We start from the raw sequence: 24,178 nt of genomic DNA on the forward strand, positions 1-24,178 counted from the left end.
TCATGACACAGGGCCCGGGCTTCTCGCGACTCGAATGACGCTGCTCATAGCCATCCCGAGGCCAGAGGCCATGCCTTGGGAATGGAGACACGTCCGCCACTCCCGCTGGCAAACAGCTTCACCCCCAGACTGTCGGGCCGCGGATAGAGGCGACTGCTGAAGCTGAAGCGCCCGTTTTCGTCGAACACCTCGATGGACGAGCGATCGAGGAACACACGCAGTTCCAGTCGCCCTTGTGTCGGGTCTATCGACACGCTGCGCTGACCGGTGACTTGCGCTCCCGAGCGGCTGCGGTCCAGCACCAGACGCTGCAGCAATGCATCGTAGTAAAGCAGGGTTTCTTCATGGTCATCGTCGCTGCAACGCAAGGCGATTCCCAAGTGGCCGTCGGTGCAGCCGCGCAAATCCAGATGCACATGGATTTCGAGCATGTCGCCATTCACTTGCGGCACGCACCGGGTTCCCGATTCATCCCACCAGGGCGTGCCCGGCAAGGGCGCCATGCGCAGAGCGGTGAGCTCCCGTGCCGGATACACGCAAAGGCGATCTGCATGCAGTTCAAGTTCGCGCGGCAAACCGAGCATGCCGCACCAGTGATGGGCCTGGCTCGGCATCGGGCTTTCCCACATGTCGAGCCACGCCCACACAAGGCGCCGACCATCGGCGGCCAGGAGCGTTTGCGCGGCATAGAAATCGTGGCCGTTATCCAGCTCGATAAAAGGCCCGCCGGTGAAGTGCCACTCGCTGTCGAGTCGGCCCACTCGATAACCGGTCTGGTACTTGTTGAGCCGCTCGTAACCCTCGGGTTGCATGCCTTGGGGGGAGTAGAGCAGCACATCGCGTCCGTTCAGTCGGAACAGATCCGGGCACTCCCACATATAGCCGTCGCCCGCGCTGCCGCCGGACACATAGTCGAGGAACTCCCAGGCGTGCAGATCCGTGGAACGGTACAGCGGGAGCAACGGCACATTGCCCAGACGTGCGCCGGCAATCAGGTACCAGCCGTCATCCTCCTGCCATACCTTGGGGTCGCGAAAGTGCATGATCGTGTCTTGCGGTGCGGTGTCGATGACGGCGCCATGCTTGATGAACCGGATACCGTCGGTACTGGTGGCCAGGCACTGGACTTGGCGGATCGAGCGCTCGTCACCCACGTCCCCCAGCCAGGTGTGCCCGGTGTAGATCAGTGCCAGGGTATCGCCACACACCACCGCGCTACCGGAAAAACAACCGTCGCGGTCGAAATCATCACCGGGTGCCAAAGCAATGGGTAGATGCTGCCAATGGACCAGATCGGCACTCTTGGCATGCCCCCAATACATAGGGCCCCATTTCGCGTCGAAGGGATGGTGTTGATAGAACACGTGGTATTCGCCACGAAAGTACACCACCCCGTTAGGGTCGTTCATCCAGCCCGCTGGAGGGGCAAGATGATAACCGGGTCGATAATCGTGGATGACGCGAGACAAGCCGTCACTCAGCGCACACTGCGCAAGGTCAAGGGCGCAAGACATTGGGTCGTTCATGGGATTCAAATACACAGTCATAGGGCGCTTGCTCGTGCCGAGCGCAGAGGGACGCCCTCGGGCAGGGTTTCAATGGCGTGGCGCTTCAAGGCCGTGCCGTCGGCGTCGAACAAGTGCAGATTGCCGAAGTCCAGCTGCAGCTCGACCCGATCGCCCGCCTGCCATCCGGCGTTGACCTCGCAACGACAGATCATGGGCTCGTCGTGACCGGTATCGAGGTGCACATAGGTTTCGCTGCCCAGGTATTCGACTGCGGTCACGACGACGCCGGCGGTTCCATCCGCCGCCGTGAGCGACATGTGCTCCGGGCGAATCCCCAGGCTCAGCGTCGTGCCTGCCGCCAGGTTCGAGCTGTCGAAGGGCAGGGACGTGATGCCCCATACGAGGGTATCGACCAAGCTGGTTTCACCTGGCGCCTGCAGGCGCGCCGACAGAAAATTCATTCTGGGCGAACCGAGAAAACCGGCGACAAAACGGCTGGCCGGGCGTTCATAGAGTTCGCGCGGTGAGCCGACCTGCTCGACGCGACCGCCATTGAGCACAACAATTTTGTCGGCCAGGGTCATCGCTTCAACCTGATCGTGGGTGACGTAGATCATGGTCGAGCCGAGTCGATCATGCAGCCGGGCGATTTCGTTGCGCATCTGCACCCGCAAGGAGGCGTCCAGGTTGGAAAGCGGCTCATCGAACAACAAAATGTCCGGTTCCCGCGCCATGGCCCTGCCCATGGCCACACGCTGACGCTGCCCGCCAGACAGCTCCTTTGGCTTGCGCTGCAGCAGTTTGTCCAATTGCAGGATTTTCGCCGTTTTCAGCACGCGCTCGCGCAGGCTGGTCTTTTCCGTCTTGGCCAGTTTGAGACCAAAACTGATGTTGTCGTAGACGCTCATGTGCGGGTACAGCGCATAAGACTGAAACACCATGCCGACACCACGTTCGCGCGGCTCCAGGTCGTTGACCCGACGCCCGTCGATCAGCAGGTCGCCGGCGCAGATCGAATCCAGTCCGGCGATCAGTCGCAGCAGGGTCGATTTTCCGCAGCCCGAAGGGCCGACGAACACCACGAATTCACCCGCCGCGATTTCCAGGCTGACGTCGCGAAGAATCCGCGCGCCGCCCAATTGTTTGTTGACGTTGTCCAGTTTCAATTTGATCACGATGCTGTTCCTTGTCTTTGTTGGGCATCAACCCTTTAACGCGCCGGCAGTGAGACCGGAAACGATTCGGCGCTGGAAGATCAGCACCAGAATCACCAGTGGGACGGTGACCAGCACCGAGGCGGCCATCAACAACCCCCAAGGCAACTCATGGGGGCTGCCGCCGGAAATCAAGGCGATGGCGACCGGCACCGTGCGTTGCGTGTCGGTGAGGGTGAAGGTCAGGGCAAACAGGAACTCGTTCCAGGCGGCGATGAAAGCCAACAGGCCAGTGGTGACCAGTGCGGGCCAGAGCAGCGGCAACAGCACGCGGGTCAGCGTGACCCAAGGTGAGGCGCCATCCATGATTGCCGCTTCTTCCAGTTCATGAGGCAGTTGCCCCATGAACGTGGTCAGCACCCAGACGGTGAAGGGCAGGGTGAAAATCGTGTAGCTCAGGATCAACGCCCAGGACGTGTTGTATAGGCCCAGGGCGCGGATCACCTCGAACAACCCCGACAGCACTGCGACTTGAGGAAACATCGACACGCCAAGGACCATCATCAAGACCGTGCCACGCCCACGAAACTTCACCCGGCCCAAGGCATAGGCGGCGGTCAGGCTGAGGAACAGCGCCAGCGTGACCACGCACAGCGCAACCACCAGCGAGTTGCCGATCGCCCGCAGGAATGAGGCTTGATTGAGCACTGCCGCGTAATTGGAGAAGTCGGGGTTATCGATCCAGTAGCTCACCTCGAACAAGGCGCTGGACGGCTTCAGCGACGTCACGATGGCGTAGTAGAAAGGGAAGACCGCATACAGCAGCAACACCCCGATCAAGCACCAGAACCCGAGGCGCAACAGGGCTTTTTTCAGTAGGCGCGGGCTCATGAGCGGACCTCCAGTTGACGGCGTCCGAGGTAGAGATAAAGCATGGCAATCACCGCAACCACCAGAAACAACAGCGTCGAGGCCGCGCTGCCATAACCAACGTCCTGGAACTCCACCAGATGCTGGCGGGCATACACCGACATACTCATGGTGCTCGACGAGTTCGAGGTCAGCACATAGATCACGTCGAATACCCGCAGCGAGTCGAGGATGCGAAAGATCGCCGCCACCAGCAAAGCGGGCATCAGCAGGGGAAGCGTGACACGCCAGAACACCTTCAGCGGATGAATGCCATCAACCCTGGCGGCTTCGTAGCAATCGCTCGGCAACATCTGCAAGGCCGCCAGCATCAGCAGCGTGACAAACGGCACGGTCTTCCAGACGTCGACGATGATCACCGCCCACATCGACAGATCCGCATCTGCCGTCCAGGCCAGGGGCGCGTCAATCAGGCCGAGGCTCAGCATCAGGTGATTGATGATGCCGAACTGGTCGTTAAGCATCCATGACCAGATCTTCGCCGAGACAATGGTCGGAATCGCCCAGGGAATCAGAATCAACGCACGCACCAGAGAGCGGCCGGTGAACTTGATGTTGAGCAGCAACGCCACCAGCAATCCCAGTACGACTTCCAGTCCCACCGACACCACGGTGAAATGCAAGGTGTTGCGCACCGCGTTCCACCATTGTGGATCGACCAGAATGCCCGACCAGCTGGTACCGTTGTGGAACAGGTAATTGCTCAAGCCAATGAAGGTTCCGCCACCGGTGTCCGCCAGGTTGGCGTCGGTCAGGCTGAACCAGAATGTGCGCAGTAGCGGCCAGGCCGCCACCAGGGCCAGACACAGCAACATCGGTGTCAGAAACAGCCAGGCGGCGCGCACTCGACGACGTTGCACGGGCGTTTCCCTGGTGAGCAGCAGCTCCTCACAAGGGGCATGGGTAGTAGAGACAGACATGGTGATTTCCTTCCTTGTGGCTTACCAGTTCCGGCGTTTGATGCGCGTGAGTTCGCTTTCCAGTTCGGCCAGTGCCTGATCGACCGGTAGCTCGCCCGCCAGCACGCCATGCACTCGATCGAAGAACGCATTGGAGACCCGTGGATAGCGATCGGCGGTGATGGCAGCGGGGCGCATCACCCCATCGTTGAGAATGCTGTGCAGCTGAGCGTAATAAGGCATGGCCGCGAGCAGTTCGGGGTCTTGATACAGCGACTCGATAACCGGGTTGTAGGCGCCTATCAGGGCACGACGTTTTTGCTCTTGGGCACTGGTCAGGTAGCTCACCAGCTCTGCGGCAAGTTTTGGATGGGCGCTGTAACGCGATACCGCCAGGCCCCAGCCACCGAGGGTGGAGGCATGGCTGCCAGCCTCGCCGCCGCGGGGCAGGGGCGCGACCCCGACCTTGTCTTTTACGGCACTGTCCTGGCTTTGCACCAAGGCCCAGACATATGGCCAATTACGCATGAACAGCGCATTTCCCGACTGGAATACGCCACGTCCTTCTTCCTCGGTGTAATTGAGTACGCCCCGGGGGGAGATGTCGCCCACCCAACTTTTCGCCAGGGTCAAAGCCGTTCTTGAAGCCGGACTGTTGACCACGATGTCGCCTTGTGGATTGACCAGTCCGCCTTCCGGTTGGCTGCTGATCCACTCCAGCGCATTACACGTCAGGCCCTCGTAGGCGCGCCCCTGAAAGATGTAGCCCCACGCATTGGGGTTACCGGCGGTGCGCTCGGCCTGTTGAATATTCCTCGCGGTAGCAGTCATTTCCTCCCAGGTCTGGGGAACCTGCTGGTTGTACTTCTCGAGCAAGTCCTTGCGGTAGTACAGCAGACCCGAGTCGGTGAACCACGGCATCGTCACCAGCCGTCCGTTCACTGTGGCGTTATCCACCTGTGCCTGGAAGTAGCCTTGGGTCGCGTTGGCGGGAAGCACCTCGCGCAGATCCATCAGATGTTTGGCCAGCATTCCTGGCCACACCATATCGATTTGAATGATGTCGATGTCGCTGGACTGGGCACTGAGGATCTGTTGGTAGAACGACAACCTCTCGGTCGCCGAGTTAGGCGTGGAAACCACCTCGACGTTGTTGCCAGTCTGTTTCGACCACGCCTCCACGGCCTCTTTGCAGAGTTGTAACTCTGCACCCACCGCCCCGCACGAGATCGTCAAATCGGCTGCGCTCGAAAGCGATGGAAGCCCGGCACAAAGGGTAAGCAGTGCTGCTGGAAGGAGAGATTTGAGCTGTTTCATAAAGCCCTCTTTATTTTTGTTTTTAGAAAAGTTAACGTTAACATCGCCAAATGTAGCAGCGTATTTGCGATGAGGCATCCTTTTTTTCGTTGATTTTGGCAAATCACGACTCACGAAAGAAAAGGTCGGTCGCAGGACAAAACAATAAAAACAACACAGGAAATCCCCATGCAGAAAGCATCAAGCTGGCTACTCGCAGGCGTGCTCGGCACCTCGGCGGCGACCACTCACGCAGCGACTCTGGAAGAACGCATGGCCGCGTTTGAAGCCCGTGCCAGCGCAGCGGAAAAACGCGCAGCCGCAGCCGAACAGCAAACCCAGGCACTCGCCAGGGAATTGCAGCAGATCAAACTTGCCACTTCCACCTTGCAGCCCGCAGCGTCCACTGCAGCAGCCATGTCGGCGCCTGCTTTGGACACCCGACTGGCAAAACTCGAAGCCCGCCAGCAAAGCATGGAAAAGCAGGGCAGTGCTGGACACCTGACTGACGGCTTCAGCTTCAAGGGCTACGCCCGTTCCGGATTGCTAATCAACGATGGGCTGGGTGGTGGTCGTGGCGGCCCTTATACAACGCCGGCCGGTTCAGTCGGTGGTGCCGTCGGGCGACTCGGCAACGAAGATGACACCTACATGCGCATAGACCTGTCGAAAGAAATCTATGCGCAGAACGGCACCCGTTCCAAATTCACGGTGTCCATCGCCGACGGTGTGGAGAGTTCCAATGACTGGACGGCCGAAGAAAGCAACCTGAACGTGCGTCAGGTCTTTACCGAACTCGATCACCTCGCCGCCTTCAAGGGCAATTCAGTGTTCGAGAATTCCACCCTGTGGGCCGGCAAGCGATTCGACAGAGATAACTTCGATATCCACTGGCTGGACTCGGATGTCATCTTTCTGGCCGGCACCGGGGGTGGTATCTACGATGTGCAGATGAACAAGGATTGGCGCTCGAACTACTCCTTGATCGGGCGTAACTACGGGGATTTCAGCGAGGGCGGCGTCAATGCCGATGTGGAAAGCTACATCCTGACCTCCAACCAGTTCTTCGATAATGGTCAGTGGCAGTGGATGTTCAATGGCATTGGCTCGAAGAAAAACGATTTTGGCACTCGCACCAACGAGGCGGGGCTGACGCCTGCGGATTCCGGCTTGCACAGCATGGTGGCCAATCATCAGAAAAACTTTTTCGGCAGGGAAGGCTTCTTCAAAACGGCACTGCTCTATGGGCAAGGTCTGGGGGCAGAAGTCAAGAATATCGGCTCGGATGGCGAGCTGATCGACGATGCCCGCGCGCTGCGTCTGGCGCTTTATGGTGAGACACCCATTGCTCCCGGCTGGCGCATCGGTCCCAGCTTGCTGGCCGAACAAAGCAAGGACAGATACGTCAAGGGTGACGACTACCGCTGGATGACCCTGAACATGCGGTTGGCCAATGAAATCAACAGCAATTTCGAGATGGCCTACGAAATGAGCTGGCAAACCATGGACCTCGACCCCAAGGGCTACATGCAACGTAATGCGGTCGACGGTAACTTCTGGAAATTCACGATCGCCCCGACATTCAAGCCTGATTTTGGAGACCTGCTCACACGTCCCGAATTGCGCGTATTCGCCAGCGTCATGAACTGGTCCTCGGACCTGGACCGATACAGTTCCACAGACAACTTCGGCAAGTCGGACTTCAACGCCGGTGGTGTATGGCAATACGGCATACAGATGGAAACCTGGTTCTGATACCTGTTTCATCTGCGCCATGCCTTACCTGTAGGAGCCAGCACCGCTGGCTCCTACGAAAAGCGTTTTACTCACGCTGAATCACGATGGGCGGCTCGATCAGTTGCAGTTCGAGCGCGCCCGAGGCTGGCACGAAGCGCGGGCCGGTGCTTTCAGGCGTTGCCCGCAACCTCCAGGTGCGCTGCACCTTCGCCAGTTTGGCGACGCCTGATCCCAGGGACCAGCGCCGGCAGACCTTTTCCAACTTGAGTGGGTAAAGGGTGAGTTGGTCGCCTTTGAAGTGCATGCGCAGGAAGCATTTGTGGTCGGCGATGCACTGCGAGGAAAAAACCGCCTCGCTATGTAGTCCCCAAAAAGTGTTGCCCATCACCATCCATGCACCGAACAACAGGCCTCCCAAACTGCCACCGAGCACCAGCGTCTCCGCCAGGAACAACGAAACCTGGTACAGGTTTTCTACCTCGAGCTGCAAGTAGTGGATGTTGACACGGCCCATCAGCCATAGCAGTCCGATCGCCAGTCCCAGATGAAGTAACCCGTGAGCCGCTCCAATGGCATAGGCGAGCTTGCGGGTGCGCTTGACCCCGGCGGCTGAGAACACTGCGCAACCCAGCACAATGATCACGGCGAACATTACCGACGAAGGACTGTGTGACAGGACCAGGAGCAGGTGTCGCCAAACTTCGCTGATGTTGGGAATAGACGCTTGGAGGTCAGACAATACGTCCATCAGGCTGCGGTTGCCTCGTGCCGGGTGGGGCACCGTACTGGCGCTTTGTACCATCCAGTCGAACAGCAGGTACAAGATGGCCAGCATGCCGCAGAACGAGAGATTGCGGGTGGGTAGCCGCCATGCCCGATTACGCAGTTGCTCGGAGGTCTTTTTGTCCGGGTAGACCGCAGCCAGCTCGTAGTGCTGTCGGGTGCCGCCAACCTTGATCGGCTTGGGCGGATCTGGAAGCTGATGGGTGGCATTCAAAAAGGCGCCACCGCCTCCGCAGGTGATGCGCTGCGGCGCCTGGGTGCCAGCTTTTGGCTGGTAGCGCGCGTAGTGGTGCGAGTCCCCGGCCAAGACCACCGCGAGGTGGTCACCCAAGAGTTCCTCGATCTCGCGCAGGCTGCGAAAGCGCGGCGTCTGGGTTTCGATCGAGGGCAAGGCCTTGCTCTCCTCGCGTGCCAGCCGTTCGGCTTCATCCACCCAACTCGGCTCGGGCGTGCAGAGGATCACGCGATCGCCTGGCTGCAATTTGGCGTGCATCTGCTCGAAGTATTGCTTTTGCTGCCGGTCGATCATGGATTCAAACTGCAGATCCAGTCCCCAGATCCACCAGCCATTGGGCAACTGCAGCACGTAGTAACCGGTGCGTTGGCGGGTTTCCCAAGCGCCGATGGGCTTGCGCTCGCAAAACAGTTGGGAGAAACCGCGCAGACCGTCATACCAATCGTGGTTGCCGGGCGTCGCCACTATCCACGGTGCACCCGGCTGCCGCACGGGCTGGTCCTGGTCATCAGGGCGCTCCTTGGGGACCGGCGCGGGAAATGCGGCGCGGAAGGGATCCAGGAAACGGGTGCGGTAGCCGTTGCGGGCCGGTGTGGGATAGACCTGATCGCCGCCGAGCAGCAGCACGTCGCCGCGCGGCAGCGAGAGTTGGTGTTCCGGCAACTCGACAGCATGGCTGACGCACAGCGCCATGGAATAGGTGGAGTCCCAGCCATCGCCGGTATCGGCCAGATAGTCGATCCACACGTCACCGTCGGCGGCCACCTGGATGGGCGGGTTAGAGTCCCGAGGGTTGAGCATGGCCAGCACCTCGCGTGGGTCCGCGAAGGCGCCCATCGTGGTGGCGACAGCCGTTTGTAAGCCCGTGCGCATTAGCTGCAACGGGCCTAGCCAATTGACCATCGCCTCCTGGGTATAAAGCTCTATGCGGCTATTGAGCGTGGGGGATTGGGTGGAACGGGTCATGGCGAGGGGCGCAGAGTGCGGCGTAGGCGCCTCTCCAGCGCGAAACTCAATCGATTGCTCCTTCATCATTCAGCCTCCATTGCTGTAACGAGTTCAGGTACCTCAAAAGGGTGATCTTTTGTCGGTCGATTCAGAATAGGTCAGTTATGCGATGGCCGCCGGTTCATAGCCTCAAGGAGAGGCTGTCGTGCATCGCTCCCGAAAACGTTGTCTCTACCGGCCCGATGAGAAAGACAGGTCCCACGCGGAAATCGTACCCGTTGAGGTTCGTTCACACGTGAGGAGGCCACGGTTGGTTCGCAGCGCTATCGACGTAGTGTTTGATTCACGCATCAACACATCCGCGGCACCCCGCGTTGCGCTGCCACACGCATCCAGCGTGGAACCATTGGCATTCCAGAACATCAAGCGCGCCACGGCATCATCGCAATCGAGCATCACCGCGAGTTGATTGAATCCGACGCCTCGGTGCCGATCACCCATTCGACGAGCCATGGCACTTGTGATTGGATTGGCCGAGTTTCGCGAGTCCACAATGACGAAGTCATCGCCATTGGCGTGCATTTTATGAAAACTCAGCGGCATAAAGAGATCCTGTCGACGAGACATGGGGTGAATGACGTTAGAAGGCGATCCAGCCCCATTCGAATAGAAATGGACCCGCCAGAATAGCGGGTCCGAAAGGAGGATCAGAGTTTCGGCAACTGCCCGATGCGCCCGAACATTTCGGTCACGATCTGCAGATCCAGCAGGAACTGGTCGACAGTCTTGAACTCGTTGTCGTTGTGGCCGGTGTACTTGACCTCGGGCCTGGCCAGACCGAATTGCACGCCATTGGGCAGCTCATGGACCGAAGTGGCGCCGGCAGAGGTGCCGAACTTGTGTTCCATGCCAAGGTTTTCGCTGGCCACGGCCAGCAGGGCCTTGACCCATTCACCCTCAGGATTGCGGTGCATCGGCTCGGCGATCGAGTAGTCAAAGGCCGCCGCAATGTTGGTCTTCTTGCTCCAGGCGCCAAGCTTGTCGGCGATTTCGGTCTTTAGCACTTCAGGGGATTTGCCCTTCGGCACGCGCAGGTTGACTGCGAGCTTGAAGGCTTTTTCATCCATCCCGACATAGGTCAGGGATGCGGTCAGCGGTCCCATGAAGTCATCGGAAAAGCCGACCCCCAATTTGCCACCCAGGTAGTCCAGGCCCCAGTTGTCAGCGGCGTAGCGGGCGGCGTCGGTCATGTGGTTGTGCTTGAGCGCGACCTTCCCGTCGAGGCTGTTGATGAAGTCCAGCATTCTTGCCACCGGGTTGACGCCTGACTCTGGCTCGGAGGAGTGGGCGGAAACGCCGGTAACCGTCAGCTGGACGTCCTTGCCGACGACCTTGGCGCTCACCTCGAAGTTGCCACCATTGCGCTTGGCATAATCGCTACCGGCCTTCTGCAGGCTGGCGGCCAATTCGGCGGGCTTGTCAGTCACCAGGGTGGCGACCGAAGTCGACGGAATCTGATTGGTTGCCAGACCGCCCGTCATTGCAGTGATTTCGGCGCCTTTGCCCTCTGCGGCGCGCCGAGGAAAACTGGCCATGACGGTGCCATAGCCTTTCTCGGCAATCACTACCGGGTAGCCGCCATCCAGCGCCAGGTTGTAGTTGGGTGTCGGGTTGTGTTCGAAGTAATAGGGGATGGCGTCGCCCGTGGTTTCTTCGGTGGTGTCTACCAGCAGCTTGAAATTCCTGGCCAGCGGCAGCTTCTCTTCCTTGATGATCTTCATGGCGTAGAGCGCCACCACAATGCCGTTCTTGTCATCCTCGGTGCCCCGGCCATACATGCGGTCACCGACCAGGGTGACCTTGAACGGATCGAGGCGGGTGCCGTCTTTCAGAACCCAGTTCTCCGGCGTCACCGGCACCACATCGGCATGAGCGTGAATGCCCACGACTTCGTCGCCGTTGCCTGCGAGGGAGATTTCATAGACACGGTTGTCGATGTTGCGAAAGTTCAGGTTGAAGGCCTGGGCAAGGCCCTTGAGCTTGTCGGCGATCTTGATGAATTCGGGATTGTCGTGCTGAGCAACGCCGTCCACCCGGAAGGTCGGGATTGCCACCAGCTCGCGCAGGGTCTCGGTGGCAGCATTGCCGTATTTCACCCGTGCATAGAGGCCAAGCAAGCGATGGATCTCGTTCTGCTGTTCAGGGGTAAGGGGCTTGTTGCTCTGGAAGGCACTGATAGCCGGGCCGAGGTCGTTGGTTTTGGCAAGGTCGCTTGTGGCCAGGCGTCCCAGGAACTGCCTGAAATCGGTTACCGATGCGTCACTGAAGGTCTTGAGGATGGTCGCGCTCTGTTGCGGGGTGATGTTGGCGTGCGCCGAGGTTGTGAACGACGAAAGGCTGGCGAGCATCAGGGTTGTCGCGGCCAGGTGCTTGAGTGATAAATCCATTGTTGGGGGCATTCCTTTGCAGGCAGTTTGTGGGAAATATCTGGTCGATAAGTCAGAAACTTTTCCAAACTAACACCACGAGGGTGTGGTACGGGAGTCCCTGAAACGGGATTTGTCGCACAAAAATGCAAAAGCGACGCAGAAACGAACAGCCTACCAACGTAACTCGAAGGCATTTTTCGCGCCCGGCTGGATGCTGCTGCCCAAGCGTGCGCACTCGCGAGAAAGGGTGTCGTGCAGCCATTGACGGTCATCCCCTTCGGCGCGACAGAGGCGAAAGCGACGCAGGTGGGTGGGGATCAGCTCCAGTGACTTGAGGTTCCCGCCCGGGTCCAACGAGGCAAAGTACAGAAGGCCCAGGTCGCCGCGAAAGGCTGTGTGGCCTTCGATGCCTTCGTAGTCGTTCAGCAGATCACCGCAGCCATAGAGAATCAGGCGTTCGCGGTACACCTCGATGCCCTTGACGTGGTGCGAGGAATGCCCGTGTACCACGTCAACTCCGGCCTCGTCGATCAAGGCATGGGCGAACCGGACTTGCTCGCGCGGGATATCGAACCCCCAGTTGCCGCCCCAATGAATGGAGGCGACCACCAGATCCCCCGGTTTTTTGCTCTCGAGAATCCGTTCGGCCACAGGGCGCAGGCTGTGCATCGTCAGATCTTCCAACCGCGCGACGCCCGCGCGCTTGTCCGTGGCGGCCCAGTCCAGCGGTATGCCGCTGTCGGGTACGCCGAGGCCAAACACCAGCAAGCGCCGCCCGCCAGGCTGCGGCAGCACGGCGGGCGCTTCGGCAGATTGCCGGTTGTGCCCGGCGCCGGCGCTGCACATACCGTTGCTCGACAAGGTATCCAGCGTATCGGCCAGGCCGGCGGGCCCCCAGTCCAGCACATGGTTGTTGGCCAGCACGCAGCAGTCGATGCCGGCTGCGCTGATGGCCGGGAAGTTCTCCGGGCTCATGCGGTAATTGATGCCCTTTAGCTCCGGTCGTCCACGACGAGACACCGCAGTTTCCAGATTGATGATGCGTGCGTGTGGCTGGCGAAGTTCAAACTCATCCAGCGCAGCGCCCCAGACATAGGTGAAATCGACGGGGAGGGGAATCGGGCCATTGAGCCTTTCTGCCAGCCGGACGTAAACGCCGGCATGCTTGACGTAGTCTTCGTAAAGCCGCGGATCGCCAGGATACGGCAGTACGGCGTCGATGCCGCGGGCGGTCATGACATCGCCTGCGAGAAACAGCTTCAGTGAATCGGTAACAGCTGCCATGGCACCCTCCAGGATCAGGAGTAAGCATCTGTTTTAAAACAAATATATTTTTGTATTGGCCTTCCCAGGCGAAGCGAAAGTTGGTAAATTTCCGCCCGTTCTTGCAGAGGCTCTTACAGGCCTTGTCCGCAAGGACAAATCAGAAAGAGAGTGCCAAGCACTCGCCGCAACAGATACAGGGGCGTCGCCAAGCGGTAAGGCAGCAGGTTTTGATCCTGCCATGCGTTGGTTCGAATCCAGCCGCCCCTGCCATTTTCCTTTGACTCATCCAAGTATGGCTCCGCCGGCAGGTATTGCGGGAGTCCCGGATGAGTGTCTTTACAGAAAACGCCAACACCGATCCGGCCTGGCGTTTTTTTATTTCTGCAAATCCCTCTGGGTGGCGCCTTTAACATTCAGCCGTCTTGCGAGCGCAGCGAGCGCGGCGCCGTAGCGGCGCGCTCGCAAGTCACTCAGTGGGGCGCGCGAGGGATGGTCTTGAGCAGGTCTTCAGGGCTGATGTGGCCGACAACCGGCTGCACGCTGCCCGGTTGCGGCAGGTCAAGAATGTGTCCCTTCATCTTGCCGATCACGTGCATCTCGCAAGGCTTGCAGTCGAACTTCAGCGTCAACACCTCGTCACCGTGCACCAGTTGCATCGGCGCGACTTTGGTGCGCACGCCGGTGACGCCCTTGGCCTGTTTGGGGCAGAGGTTGAAGGAGAAACGCAGGCAGTGCTTGGTGATCATCACCGGCACCTCGCCGGTCTCCTCATGAGCCTCATAGGCCGCGTCGATCAGCTTGACGCCGTGACGGTGATAGAAGTCGCGGGCTTTCTGGTTGTAGACGTTGGCCAGAAACGACAGGTGCGACTCCGGATATACCGGTGGTGGATCGGTCTCGGCCTTGCGACCACCCCGTGGGTGAGCCTCGATGCGGGCCGCGGTCAGCGCTTCGATGACTTCGCGGCGCAAGGCCTTGAGCTGCGAGTTGGGGATGAAATACGCCTGGGGTGCATCCAGCTCAATTGCTGTGGCGTGGTACTGAGTGGTGCCCAGTTGGCCGAGCAGGTCGTGCAGTTGCTCCAAGGCCTGTTCCGGCTTGTTGGCCAGGCCGAACGGGCCGTCCAGGGCGACACTGGCGCTGACACCTTCCTCGCTGGTGGCGGTCAGCTCCAGGCGATCCTCGCGCAGGCGAGCGACCCAGGCCAGACCCACCCGGCGCTCGGCGGAGGTCTTGAGCAGCGCCTGCTGCCAGTTGTGGTCGAGGTTGCGGCTCAGCGGGTGATTCGGTCGCAGCTGGTGCAACCCCTTCGGCATCTCATTGGGCTCTACACGATAGCGGTAGCGCTTTTCCCCGTCCTCTTCGAACTCGCCCTTCGGCTCGGCGATGTTGGTGCGCCAGCCCACCACCTCGCGCTTGACCAGCACATTGAGGCCGTCGCCGTTGGACAGCGGTTCGTGGGTGACCACCAGCAGATCGCGCTTGCCGACTTTCTCCACCACGCCCACCGGCAGGCCGGTGAAGGTGGGTGTGTCGAAGGCGCCGATGTCGATCTTGCGGTCGCTGACGAAGTAGTCGGTGCTGCCGCGGTGGAAGGTCTTTTCCGGGTCGGGCAGGAAGAAGTGCGCGGTGCGGCCGCTGGACGCGCGGGCCAGGTCCGGGCGGTCTTCGAGAACCTCGTCCAGGCGCTGGCGATACCAGGCGGTGATGTTCTTCACATAGCCCATGTCTTTGTAGCGACCCTCGATCTTGAACGAGCGCACGCCGGCTTCCACCAGCGCGCGGATGTTGGCGCTCTGGTTGTTGTCCTTCATCGACAGCAAGTGTTTTTCGTAAGCGATCACACCGCCTTTTTCGTCCTTGAGGGTATACGGCAGGCGGCAAGCCTGGGAGCAGTCGCCACGGTTGGCGCTGCGGCCGGTCTGCGCGTGGGAGATGTTGCACTGGCCGGAGAACGCCACGCACAGCGCGCCGTGGATGAAGAATTCGATCGCCGCATCGGTCTCGTCGGCAATGGCGCGGATCTCCTGCAGGTTCAGCTCGCGGGCCAGTACCAGTTGGGAGAAGCCGGCCTGGTCGAGGAACTTCGCCCGCGCCAGGGTGCGGATGTCGGTCTGGGTGCTGGCGTGCAGCTCGATCGGCGGGATGTCCAGCTCCATCACGCCCAGGTCCTGGACGATCAGCGCATCGACGCCGGCGTCGTACAACTGGTGGATCAGCTTGCGGGCCGGCTCCAGCTCGTTGTCGTGCAGGATCGTGTTGATGGTGGTGAAGACCCGGGCGTGGTAGCGACGGGCGAATTCCACCAATTGGGCGATATCGCTCACCTCGTTACAGGCGTTGTGGCGGGCACCGAAGCTCGGGCCGCCGATGTACACGGCGTCAGCGCCATGCAGGATGGCCTCGCGGGCAATGGCCACGTCGCGGGCGGGGCTGAGCAGTTCCAGGTGATGTTTGGGTAGGGACATGTATTTTTAGTCTGGCTTGTCACGGTCAAGGTGCGCATTGTAGCGGCGAAACGTTTGACCGGCACCCGTATGCTGCCCGATGGCGAGCGGGGCTGCAGGATGCAGCTGTGGCTAGCCCCTGCCAGGCATGTCGATGTCATGTTGATGCACCCGTCGATACAGCGTGGCCCGGGAGATGCCCAAGGCCTTGGCCGCGGCGGTGGGTTTCCAGCGATGACGCACGAGGGCATCGATGAGTGCCTGGCGTTCCGGGCTGGCGCAGTGTTCCACGGTGTCAGCTGAAGCCGGATCATTGAGTCGATGTCCAAGCAGTTGCTCAGGCAAGTCACTCAACAGAATCAAATGGGTCTCGCATACCGCACAGGCGTAACGCAGCACGTGCCGCAGTTCGCGCACATTTCCAGGCCAGCGATAACCGAGCAGGCATTCCAGTGCGGCGCTTCCCAGTTGCATCTCCATTGCGCAGGTCGACGATTCTTCTTCGAGTATCCGGTTGATCAAGGCCAGTCGATCACTGCGTTCGCGCAACGGCGGCAATTGGAATCGCGCGCCACTGAGGCGAAAGTACAGGTCCTCGCGAAACTCGCCAGAGGTCACCCGTGCTTCCAGATCGCGGTGGCTCGCGCAGACGACCTGAATGTCTATCGCTTTGCTTCGTGACGCTCCCAGGGGCGCCACTTCGCCCTCGGCCAAAACCCGCAGTAGCCGGGTTTGCAGGGGCAGGGGCATATCGCCGATTTCATCGAGAAAAAGCGTGCCGCCATCGGCCTGTTCCAGCAGACCTCGCATACCTTTATTCGATGCACCGGTGAAAGCGCCGGCCACATAACCGAACAGCTCGCTTTCGATCAGGTTTTCGGGAATCGCTGCGCAGTTCACCGCAATAAAAGGTCGCTCGCGGCGCAGACTGGCCTGATGCAACTGGCGGGCGAAGACTTCCTTGCCGGAGCCGGTTTCACCCTGGATCAGCACGGGTAAATTGCGATCTTTGACCCGCACCGCAAGGCGCAGGCTTTCTTCCAGTCGCGGGTCGAGTTCGGCCGCTGACAGCACCCGGCGCGCAGGGTTGCGTTTGACCCGCCGTGGCGCGCTGAGTCGTCCATGCAAGGCATGACGGCCACCTTGGTCGTGAAGCAGGCAGAGCGATTCGTCCCTGGCCCGATGCAATAGTTGCTGATCGAACACTTGGTCGATGTGTTCCGGCAGTTGGCCAAGGCTTTGCAACAGCCACTGCCGCGCCGCGGGGTTCAGCGCCTGCAGTCGTCCGTCATCGTCCCAGGCGAGCAGGTAATCGGGTTGGCTGTCGACATAGCCCGGGCTGTTGTGGGCCCGCAGCACCCAGTAACCCTGGGCACTGCTCATGAAAAACGCTTGTTCTATTTCCCGTGCGCTCTGCACCACCATCTGCCGGATCAGGTGTTGCGAACGACGGTCGTCCGGCGAGCGCACCGCGGACACATCGAGCACCCCGAGCAGTTCGCCCCGAGGGTCGAAGACCGGAGCGGCAGAGCAGGTGAGTCCGATAAAAGCGGCTCGGAAGTGATCTCGCTTATGCACCGTGACCGGTGTTCGTGCTGTCAGCACCGCGGCCACCCCACAGGTGCCTTCCTCGCCTTCTGACCAGCAGGTGCCCAGGTACAGACCGGCTTTGCGGCAGTCATTACGGATGGAGGTTTCCACGCGGTAGTCGATGGTCTGGCCCTGGGCATCGGTGAGCAACACGCAGTAGTCGGCATCGCGCACGCGCCCGTGGAGGCGGGCGACTTCTTCGCTGGCGATGCGCAGGAACAGTTCGGAGCGTTCTCGACACTCCTGCAACACGTTCTGCGAAAGGATCCGCGGCCCTTGTAATGATCCGGGGTCCAGGTGGTGTTGCTCCATGGAGCGACGCCAGGAGTCCAATATCAAATCCGACACAGGCAGTTGCGGCAGGTGCGCTGCGTTCTTCAAAACACGGCTGACGCAATCCACGTGCGCCTTCGAGTGTGCGGAAAGCATTTAAGGTCTCCGGTTCGATCTTCTTTTAGTTGTGCGGCTATTAAGCGCCGTTCATGGACGGTCGACAAGCATCGGTTCACTCACTGCGAAGGTGAGACGCAACGTCTCAAGGTCTCACCACTACCCCGTGCAGGCTGACATGAAACGTCTCAATCGAGCGTAATCCCAACCCTCATAGACTCAGGTCGTGGCCGCTCTGGAACAGGCGTTCTGGCGCTTTTTTTCGGATCTGGCACCGGCCTTGCTCTAGCCCCTGCAACCAGTGCGACTGGCAACCCGATAATAAAAAGAGGTGCCCTATGTTCTCCTGCCGAGGCCTTTTCCCTTTTGTACCTGTGGTGGTGGCGTGAGTCGCTTGCCCCTGACCGTCGGCATCATTGCCAACCCGGCGTCCGGCCGGGACGTACGGCGCCTGACGGCGAATGCCGGGCTGTTTTCCAGCACCGACAAGGTCTCGGTGATCCAACGGCTGCTGGCGGCTTTTGGCGCCACCGGTGTCGAGCGGGTGCTGATGCCCACCGACATGACCGGCATCGCCGCTGCGGTGTTGAAGAATAGTCATGGCCGCCAGGCGCGTGACAGCCACTGGCCAACCCTGGAGTTCCTCGACCTTACCTTGCGCCAGAGCGTGGCGGACACTCGCCAGGCTGCGCGCTGGATGGCCGAACGCGGCGTGTCGCTGATCGCCGTACTTGGCGGTGACGGCACCCACAAAGCGGTGGCAGCAGAAGTCGGCGACATTCCACTGCTGACCCTGTCGACGGGGACCAACAATGCCTTCCCGGAACTGCGTGAAGCCACCAGCGCCGGGCTGGCCGGCGGGCTATTCGCCAGTGGCCGGATCCCGCCCGAAATTGCCTTGCGCCGCAACAAACGCCTGCTGGTGCGGATTCCGAGCCGCGACCTGTGCGAAGTGGCTTTGGTGGACGTGGCGGTGTCCTCGCTGCCCTTTATCGGCGCCCGGGCAATCAGCCGTGGGATCGATTTGGCCGAGGTGTTTGTCACCTTCGCGGAACCGCAGTCCATTGGCATCTCGGCCCTCTGTGGCTTGTGGTTTCCGGTATCGCGCCAAGCGCCAAATGGCGCCTGGATGCGCCTTGACCCGCAATCGTCCGAAGCGTTGCTGGTGCCCCTGGCGCCCGGCCTGTTGCAAGGCTGCGGGGTACTTGCGGCCGCGAGCCTTGAACCCGGCGTTGCCCATCGTCTGTGCCTGAGCAGCGGCACCCTGGCCCTGGATGGCGAACGGGAAATCGAATTCAACGCCGATGACTTGCCCACCGTCACCCTGGATTCCGGCGGCCCGCTGAGCATCGATGTCAATGCGGCACTGGCCTATGCCGCGCAAGAGCGGCTGCTGGCCATCGGTCGAGAACACCCGCAACACCCTTTGAACCTTGCACTTTGAAACTTGAGCCTCAAGACACCCTGGAGAATAAAAATGTCGACACAGCTGACCGCTGATCAATTGCTGCATGCCTATCGGGTGATGCGCACCATCCGCGTCTTTGAAGAACGCCTGCACGTGGAGTTCGCCACCGGCGAGATACCCGGTTTCGTCCATCTTTATGCCGGTGAAGAGGCCTCGGCCGCCGGTGTCATGGCTCACCTGGGGGATGACGATTGCATCGCGTCCAACCACCGTGGCCACGGTCACTGCATCGCCAAGGGCGTTGATGTGCACGGGATGATGGCGGAAATCTACGGTAAGAAAACCGGGGTCTGTCAGGGCAAGGGCGGCTCCATGCACATTGCCGATTTCGAGAAGGGCATGCTCGGAGCCAACGGCATCGTCGGAGCCGGCGCACCGTTGGTTGTAGGGGCGGCGCTGGCAGCCAAGCTCAAGGGGACCGACGGCGTCGCCGTGGTGTTCTTTGGCGACGGTGGTTCCAATGAAGGCGCGGTGTTCGAAGCGATGAACATGGCCTCGGTGTGGAACCTGCCGTGCCTGTTCATTGCCGAGAACAACGGTTATGCCGAGGCCACGGCCTCCAACTGGTCCGTGGCTTGCGATCACATCGCCGACCGCGCAGCCGGCTTCGGCATGCCCGGGGTTACCGTCGACGGCTTTGATTTTTTTGCTGTTCACGAAGCCGCCGGTGCCGCCGTGGAGCGGGCTCGCGCCGGTGAAGGACCGTCGCTGATCGAGGTCAAGTTGACCCGCTACTACGGTCACTTCGAGGGCGACGCCCAAACCTATCGGGCACCGGATGAGGTCAAGTATTTCCGCGAGCACAACGACTGCCTGATGCAGTTTCGCGAACGCACCACCCGGACCGGTTTGATCGATGCCAGCCAGTTGGACCAGATCGATAGCGAAGTGGACCTGCTGATCGAAAATGCCGTGCGCAAGGCCAAGTCCGACCCCAAGCCGAGCGCGGCCGACCTGCTCACCGACGTCTACGTTTCCTATCCCTGAACGCCCCCTATAACAAGAATCGAGACCTTCATCATGGCGAGAAAAATCAGTTATCAGCAGGCAATCAACGAAGCCCTGGCCCAGGAAATGCGCCGCGACCCCAGCGTGTTCATCATGGGGGAAGACGTCGCCGGCGGTGCCGGTGCTCCCGGTGAAAACGACGCCTGGGGCGGCGTGCTGGGCGTGACCAAGGGCCTCTATCACCAATTTCCCGGACGCGTGCTGGACACGCCGCTGTCGGAGTTGGGTTATGTCGGTGCCGCGGTCGGCGCAGCGACCTGTGGCGTGCGCCCGGTGTGTGAATTGATGTTTGTCGACTTTGCCGGTTGCTGTCTGGACCAGATCCTCAACCAGGCGGCCAAGTTTCGCTACATGTTCGGTGGCAAGGCTTCCACTCCGTTGGTGATTCGCACCATGGTCGGCGCGGGCCTGCGGGCAGCCGCCCAACACTCGCAAATGCTTACATCGCTGTGGACCCACATTCCCGGGCTGAAAGTCGTCTGCCCGTCGTCACCCTATGACGCCAAGGGCCTGTTGATCCAGGCTATCCGCGACAACGACCCGGTGATTTTCTGCGAACACAAACTGCTCTACAGCATGCAGGGCGAGGTGCCGGAAGAGCTCTATACCATCCCGTTCGGCGAAGCCAACTTCCTGCGCGATGGCAAGGACGTGACCCTGGTCTCCTACGGGCGCACGGTCAATACAGCGATGGACGCAGCCCGCAGCCTGGCGGGGCGAGGCATTGACTGCGAGGTCATCGACCTGCGCACCACCAGCCCGCTGGACGAAGACAGCATTCTGGAAAGCGTGGAAAAGACCGGACGCCTGGTAGTGATCGACGAGGCCAACCCGCGTTGTTCCATGGCCACCGACATCTCTGCCCTGGTGGCGCAAAAAGCGTTCGCCTCGCTCAAGGCGCCCATCGAGATGGTCACTGCGCCGCACACGCCGGTGCCATTCTCCGACGCCCTGGAAGACCTCTATATCCCTGACGCGGCGAAGATCGAAAATGCCGTGCTCAAATTGATCGAGTGGAGCAAGCGTTCATGAGCCAGATCCATACCCTGACCATGCCCAAGTGGGGCTTGTCCATGACCGAAGGCCGGGTCGATGTCTGGCTCAAGGAGGAGGGCCAGGCGATCGCCAAGGGCGATGAAGTACTCGACGTGGAGACCGACAAAATTTCCAGCAGCGTCGAGGCGCCGTTTTCCGGTGTGCTGCGTCGGCAGATCGCGCGCCAGGATGAAACCCTCGCGGTCGGTGCATTACTCGGCATCGTGGTTGACGGCGAAGCCAGTGAGGCTGAAATCAATGCGGTGGTCGAGCAGTTCCAGGCCGCGTTCGTGCCAGGTGACGGCGCCGAGGAAGACAGTGGGCCGAAGCCACAGAAGGTTGAACTGGACGGGCGGCTGATCCGTTACTTCGAGCGCGGCGAAGGCGGGGTGCCGTTGGTGCTGGTGCACGGGTTTGGCGGTGACCTGAACAATTGGATGTTCAATCATGAAGCGTTGGCCGCCGAACGCCGGGTGATTGCTCTGGATTTGCCGGGCCATGGTGAGTCGACCAAACAACTGGAGCACGGCGATCTGGATGAGTTGAGCGGGGTGCTGCTGGCACTGCTCGATCATCTGGATGTTCCCGCGGCGCATCTGGTGGGGCATTCCATGGGCGGTGCGGTGTCGCTCAACACCGCGCGTCTGGCACCCCATCGGGTGCGTTCCCTGAGCTTGATCGGCAGCGCCGGCCTGGGCGCGGAAATCAACGGCGAATACCTGCAAGGTTTTGTCGAGGCGGCCAGCCGCAATGCCCTCAAACCACAGTTGGTGCAGCTGTTCTCCGACCCAGAACTGGTCAATCGGCAGATGCTCGAAGACATGCTCAAGTACAAGCGCCTGGAAGGGGTGGACACAGCCCTGCGCCAGCTGGTTTCGGGGTTGTTCAAAGAAGGGCGGCAACAACTCGATCTACGCGGCGTGGTGCAAGAAGGTCGGCAGCCGGTGTTGCTGATCTGGGGCAGTGACGACGCGATCATTCCTGCGGCCCACAGCGTTGGCCTGACAGCCCAAATCGAAATCCTGCCGGGCCAGGCGCACATGGTGCAGATGGAAGCGGCCGAGCAGGTCAATCGGCTGATTCTGGACTTTGTCCAACAACACTAATGTTCCCTTGGCGGCCCTTTGCGGGTCGCCGAGGCCAACGATTTCAAGGAGATTCCAGCATGAGCCTTCTAATTAACCCGACCCGCAGCATGCGTGCCGCTGTCTGGCATGGCCGTCACGATATCCGCGTCGAAGACGTTCCGTTGCCCGTGTCGCCACCTGCGGGTTGGGTCCAGATTCGCGTGCAATGGTGCGGTATTTGCGGTTCCGACTTGCATGAATACGTGGCCGGGCCAGTGTTCATCCCGGTGGATGCGCCGCACCCGCTGACCGGGATCAAGGGACAGTGCATTCTCGGTCATGAGTTCTGTGGCGAGATCGTCGAAATCGGCGCCGGGGTCCAGGGGTTCAGTGTGGGCGAACCGGTGGCCGCCGATGCCTGTCAGCACTGTGGCACGTGTTATTACTGCACCCATGGGCTGTACAACATTTGTGAGAACCTGGCCTTCACCGGGCTGATGAACAACGGTGCGTTCGCTGAGTTGGTCAACGTGCCGGCCAATCTGCTTTACAAGTTGCCGGCCAACTTTCCCGCTGAAGCCGGGGCGTTGATCGAACCGTTGGCAGTGGGCATGCACGCGGTGAAAAAGGCCGGGAGTTTGCTGGGGAAAAATGTGGTGGTGGTTGGCGCAGGAACCATCGGCCTGTGCACCATCATGTGTGCCAAGGCTGCTGGTGCGGCCCAGGTCATCGCCCTGGAAATGTCAGGAGCGCGCAAGGCCAAGGCTTTGGAGGTTGGGGCGAGCCATGTGCTAGACCCCAATGAATGCGACGCTCTGGCGGAGGTACGGCGGCTGACGGGCGGACTTGGTGCGGATGTCAGCTTCGAATGCATCGGCAACAAACACACGGCCAAGCTTGCCATCGACCTCATCCGCAAGGCCGGCAAGTGTGTGCTGGTGGGCATCTTCGAGGAACCCAGTGAGTTCAACTTCTTCGAACTGGTCGCCACCGAAAAACAAGTGTTGGGCGCACTGGCCTACAACGGTGAGTTCGCCGATGTGATTGCTTTTATTGCCGACGGCCGTCTGGACATCACACCGCTGGTCACCGGGCGCATTCAGTTGGAGCAGATCGTCGGGCAGGGCTTTGAGGAATTGGTCAACAACAAGGAACACAACGTGAAAATTATCGTGTCACCTGCTCGAATCTGAGGCCACCTGAAGCGTACGGCCACGAAAACATCCGTGAGAGGCCCGCTCTGGACTACGCTTTGGCATCCAGGCTGGACGATCAGGTTCTTTCAGGGCACTGAAGAAACCTGATCGTTCGCCAAGTACTACAGGGAGTTATCGCCATGACGGTCTTGCATTGCACGCAGTCCTCCTCACATTCCAGCGACACGTTGCCAGGAAAGAAGACTCGGATACCGCACAATAGGGGCATTCTCGCTCGTATCGGCATCCTGAGTGTTTTTTCGCTCAGTCTGATACCCACTCTGGCCATTTCAGCTACCTCCACTGCAACCTTCACCGTCTCCGCAAGCATTGTGGCCGGCTGCGGGATCACTGCCTCGCCCTTGGCCTTCGGCGCCTATACAGGCGTGGAAGCCGATGCCGAGTCCAGCCTCTCGGTCAACTGCACCAACACCACAGCCTATAGTGTGGGCCTCGGTGCCGGGACGAGCGGCGGCACCGCGACAGCGCGGCAGATGTCGGGCACTCCCGCAGGCATCCTGTTCTATGCGCTGTACTCGGACGTCACGCGGGCGATCAATTGGGGCGACACCGGTGGCACCGGTCTCATCACTGGAACCGGCAGTGGCTCCGTCCAGGTGATCCCGGTCTATGGTCGGGTGGCAGCGGGGCAGCTTAGTCCGCCGGGCACCTATGCCGACACAATGACAGCCACCATCACCTTTTGACCTTGAAGACCGTGGTCAAGCACGGTTCCTTCCTTCAGAAATCCTACCGACACCCTGATACACACGAAATATGCCCCTTCGTCGC

General features: G+C 60.4%; 17 protein-coding genes, 1 tRNA gene and 1 pseudogene. 8 read left to right on the plus strand and 11 right to left on the minus strand.

Annotated features, from left to right (window positions below; all coding sequences use genetic code 11):
* Positions 1 to 44: 44 nt before the first annotated feature.
* The 5 genes from MMG91_RS22060 to MMG91_RS22080 are packed head-to-tail and all read right to left on the minus strand — an operon-like array spanning position 45 to position 5,808.
* Positions 45 to 1,547: a glycoside hydrolase family 32 protein gene (locus tag MMG91_RS22060; RefSeq protein ID WP_310660689.1), complete on the minus strand. Its 1,503-nt coding sequence runs from the start codon at positions 1,545 to 1,547 to the stop codon at positions 45 to 47.
* Positions 1,544 to 2,683 carry a sn-glycerol-3-phosphate ABC transporter ATP-binding protein UgpC gene (locus MMG91_RS22065; protein ID WP_310660690.1) on the minus strand — a complete coding sequence of 380 codons (1,140 nt, stop codon included), beginning with the start codon at positions 2,681 to 2,683 and terminating at the stop codon, positions 1,544 to 1,546. The genes MMG91_RS22060 and MMG91_RS22065 overlap by 4 nt, the downstream gene beginning before the upstream one ends.
* 27 nt (positions 2,684 to 2,710) lie before the next feature.
* Positions 2,711 to 3,553 carry a carbohydrate ABC transporter permease gene (locus tag MMG91_RS22070; RefSeq protein WP_310660691.1) on the minus strand — a complete coding sequence of 281 codons (843 nt, stop codon included), beginning with the start codon at positions 3,551 to 3,553 and terminating at the stop codon, positions 2,711 to 2,713.
* A complete protein-coding gene (locus MMG91_RS22075; RefSeq protein WP_305502119.1) occupies positions 3,550 to 4,512 on the minus strand; it encodes a carbohydrate ABC transporter permease in 963 nt (320 codons plus the stop codon). The genes MMG91_RS22070 and MMG91_RS22075 overlap by 4 nt, the downstream gene beginning before the upstream one ends.
* A gap of 21 nt (positions 4,513 to 4,533) precedes the next feature.
* Positions 4,534 to 5,808 carry an ABC transporter substrate-binding protein gene (locus tag MMG91_RS22080; RefSeq protein WP_305445752.1) on the minus strand — a complete coding sequence of 425 codons (1,275 nt, stop codon included), beginning with the start codon at positions 5,806 to 5,808 and terminating at the stop codon, positions 4,534 to 4,536.
* 168 nt (positions 5,809 to 5,976) lie between these two features.
* Here MMG91_RS22080 and MMG91_RS22085 point away from each other — a divergent pair, with 168 nt between their 5' ends.
* Positions 5,977 to 7,542, plus strand: coding sequence for a carbohydrate porin (locus MMG91_RS22085; protein ID WP_310660692.1), 1,566 nt, complete (start codon positions 5,977 to 5,979; stop codon positions 7,540 to 7,542).
* 67 nt (positions 7,543 to 7,609) lie between these two features.
* Here the strand turns inward: MMG91_RS22085 and MMG91_RS22090 are convergent, their stop codons facing one another.
* The 4 genes and pseudogenes from MMG91_RS22090 to MMG91_RS22105 all read right to left on the minus strand — a co-directional run bounded on the left by MMG91_RS22090 (position 7,610) and on the right by MMG91_RS22105 (position 13,203).
* Positions 7,610 to 9,574, minus strand: coding sequence for a metallophosphoesterase (locus MMG91_RS22090; RefSeq protein WP_310660782.1), 1,965 nt, complete (start codon positions 9,572 to 9,574; stop codon positions 7,610 to 7,612).
* A gap of 180 nt (positions 9,575 to 9,754) precedes the next feature.
* Positions 9,755 to 10,093 (minus strand): annotated as a pseudogene (locus MMG91_RS22095) (diaminopimelate epimerase); the annotation flags it as partial.
* Positions 10,094 to 10,197: 104 nt separating this feature from the next.
* Positions 10,198 to 11,937 (minus strand): dipeptidase, encoded by a 1,740-nt coding sequence (locus tag MMG91_RS22100; protein ID WP_310660693.1) that lies wholly within the window; start codon positions 11,935 to 11,937, stop codon positions 10,198 to 10,200.
* A gap of 153 nt (positions 11,938 to 12,090) precedes the next feature.
* Positions 12,091 to 13,203, minus strand: a complete 1,113-nt coding sequence (locus MMG91_RS22105; RefSeq protein ID WP_310660694.1) for a CapA family protein — start codon at positions 13,201 to 13,203, stop codon at positions 12,091 to 12,093.
* Positions 13,204 to 13,380: 177 nt separating this feature from the next.
* Here MMG91_RS22105 and MMG91_RS22110 point away from each other — a divergent pair.
* Positions 13,381 to 13,455: transfer RNA gene (locus tag MMG91_RS22110), tRNA-Gln, on the plus strand.
* A 200-nt stretch (positions 13,456 to 13,655) separates the two neighbouring features.
* On the opposite strand, the gene MMG91_RS22115 is transcribed toward MMG91_RS22110, so the two are convergent.
* Positions 13,656 to 15,653 carry a U32 family peptidase gene (locus MMG91_RS22115; RefSeq protein WP_305445747.1) on the minus strand — a complete coding sequence of 666 codons (1,998 nt, stop codon included), beginning with the start codon at positions 15,651 to 15,653 and terminating at the stop codon, positions 13,656 to 13,658.
* 111 nt (positions 15,654 to 15,764) lie between these two features.
* Positions 15,765 to 17,651: a sigma-54-dependent Fis family transcriptional regulator gene (locus MMG91_RS22120; RefSeq protein ID WP_310660695.1), complete on the minus strand. Its 1,887-nt coding sequence runs from the start codon at positions 17,649 to 17,651 to the stop codon at positions 15,765 to 15,767.
* A 346-nt stretch (positions 17,652 to 17,997) separates the two neighbouring features.
* On the opposite strand from MMG91_RS22120, the gene MMG91_RS22125 reads away from it, so the two are divergent.
* From MMG91_RS22125 to MMG91_RS22150, 6 genes are all read left to right on the plus strand, one after another.
* Entirely contained in the window at positions 17,998 to 19,056 is a 1,059-nt protein-coding gene (locus MMG91_RS22125; protein ID WP_310660696.1) for an ATP-NAD kinase family protein, read from the plus strand.
* A gap of 33 nt (positions 19,057 to 19,089) precedes the next feature.
* A complete protein-coding gene (locus MMG91_RS22130) occupies positions 19,090 to 20,067 on the plus strand; it encodes a thiamine pyrophosphate-dependent dehydrogenase E1 component subunit alpha (RefSeq protein WP_310660697.1) in 978 nt (325 codons plus the stop codon).
* 33 nt (positions 20,068 to 20,100) lie between these two features.
* A complete protein-coding gene (locus MMG91_RS22135; protein WP_030128853.1) occupies positions 20,101 to 21,120 on the plus strand; it encodes an alpha-ketoacid dehydrogenase subunit beta in 1,020 nt (339 codons plus the stop codon).
* Positions 21,117 to 22,229 (plus strand): acetoin dehydrogenase dihydrolipoyllysine-residue acetyltransferase subunit, encoded by a 1,113-nt coding sequence (locus tag MMG91_RS22140; RefSeq protein ID WP_310660698.1) that lies wholly within the window; start codon positions 21,117 to 21,119, stop codon positions 22,227 to 22,229. The genes MMG91_RS22135 and MMG91_RS22140 overlap by 4 nt, the downstream gene beginning before the upstream one ends.
* An 89-nt stretch (positions 22,230 to 22,318) precedes the next feature.
* Complete coding sequence (locus MMG91_RS22145) at positions 22,319 to 23,383, plus strand: 2,3-butanediol dehydrogenase (protein WP_305449811.1); 1,065 nt, start codon at positions 22,319 to 22,321, stop codon at positions 23,381 to 23,383.
* Positions 23,384 to 23,526: 143 nt separating this feature from the next.
* Positions 23,527 to 24,093 carry a spore coat U domain-containing protein gene (locus tag MMG91_RS22150; RefSeq protein WP_310660699.1) on the plus strand — a complete coding sequence of 189 codons (567 nt, stop codon included), beginning with the start codon at positions 23,527 to 23,529 and terminating at the stop codon, positions 24,091 to 24,093.
* Positions 24,094 to 24,178: the final 85 nt, after the last annotated feature.

The sequence above is a fragment of the Pseudomonas sp. JL3 genome, assembly GCF_031570575.1.
Lineage (GTDB): Bacteria > Pseudomonadota > Gammaproteobacteria > Pseudomonadales > Pseudomonadaceae > Aquipseudomonas > Aquipseudomonas cucumis.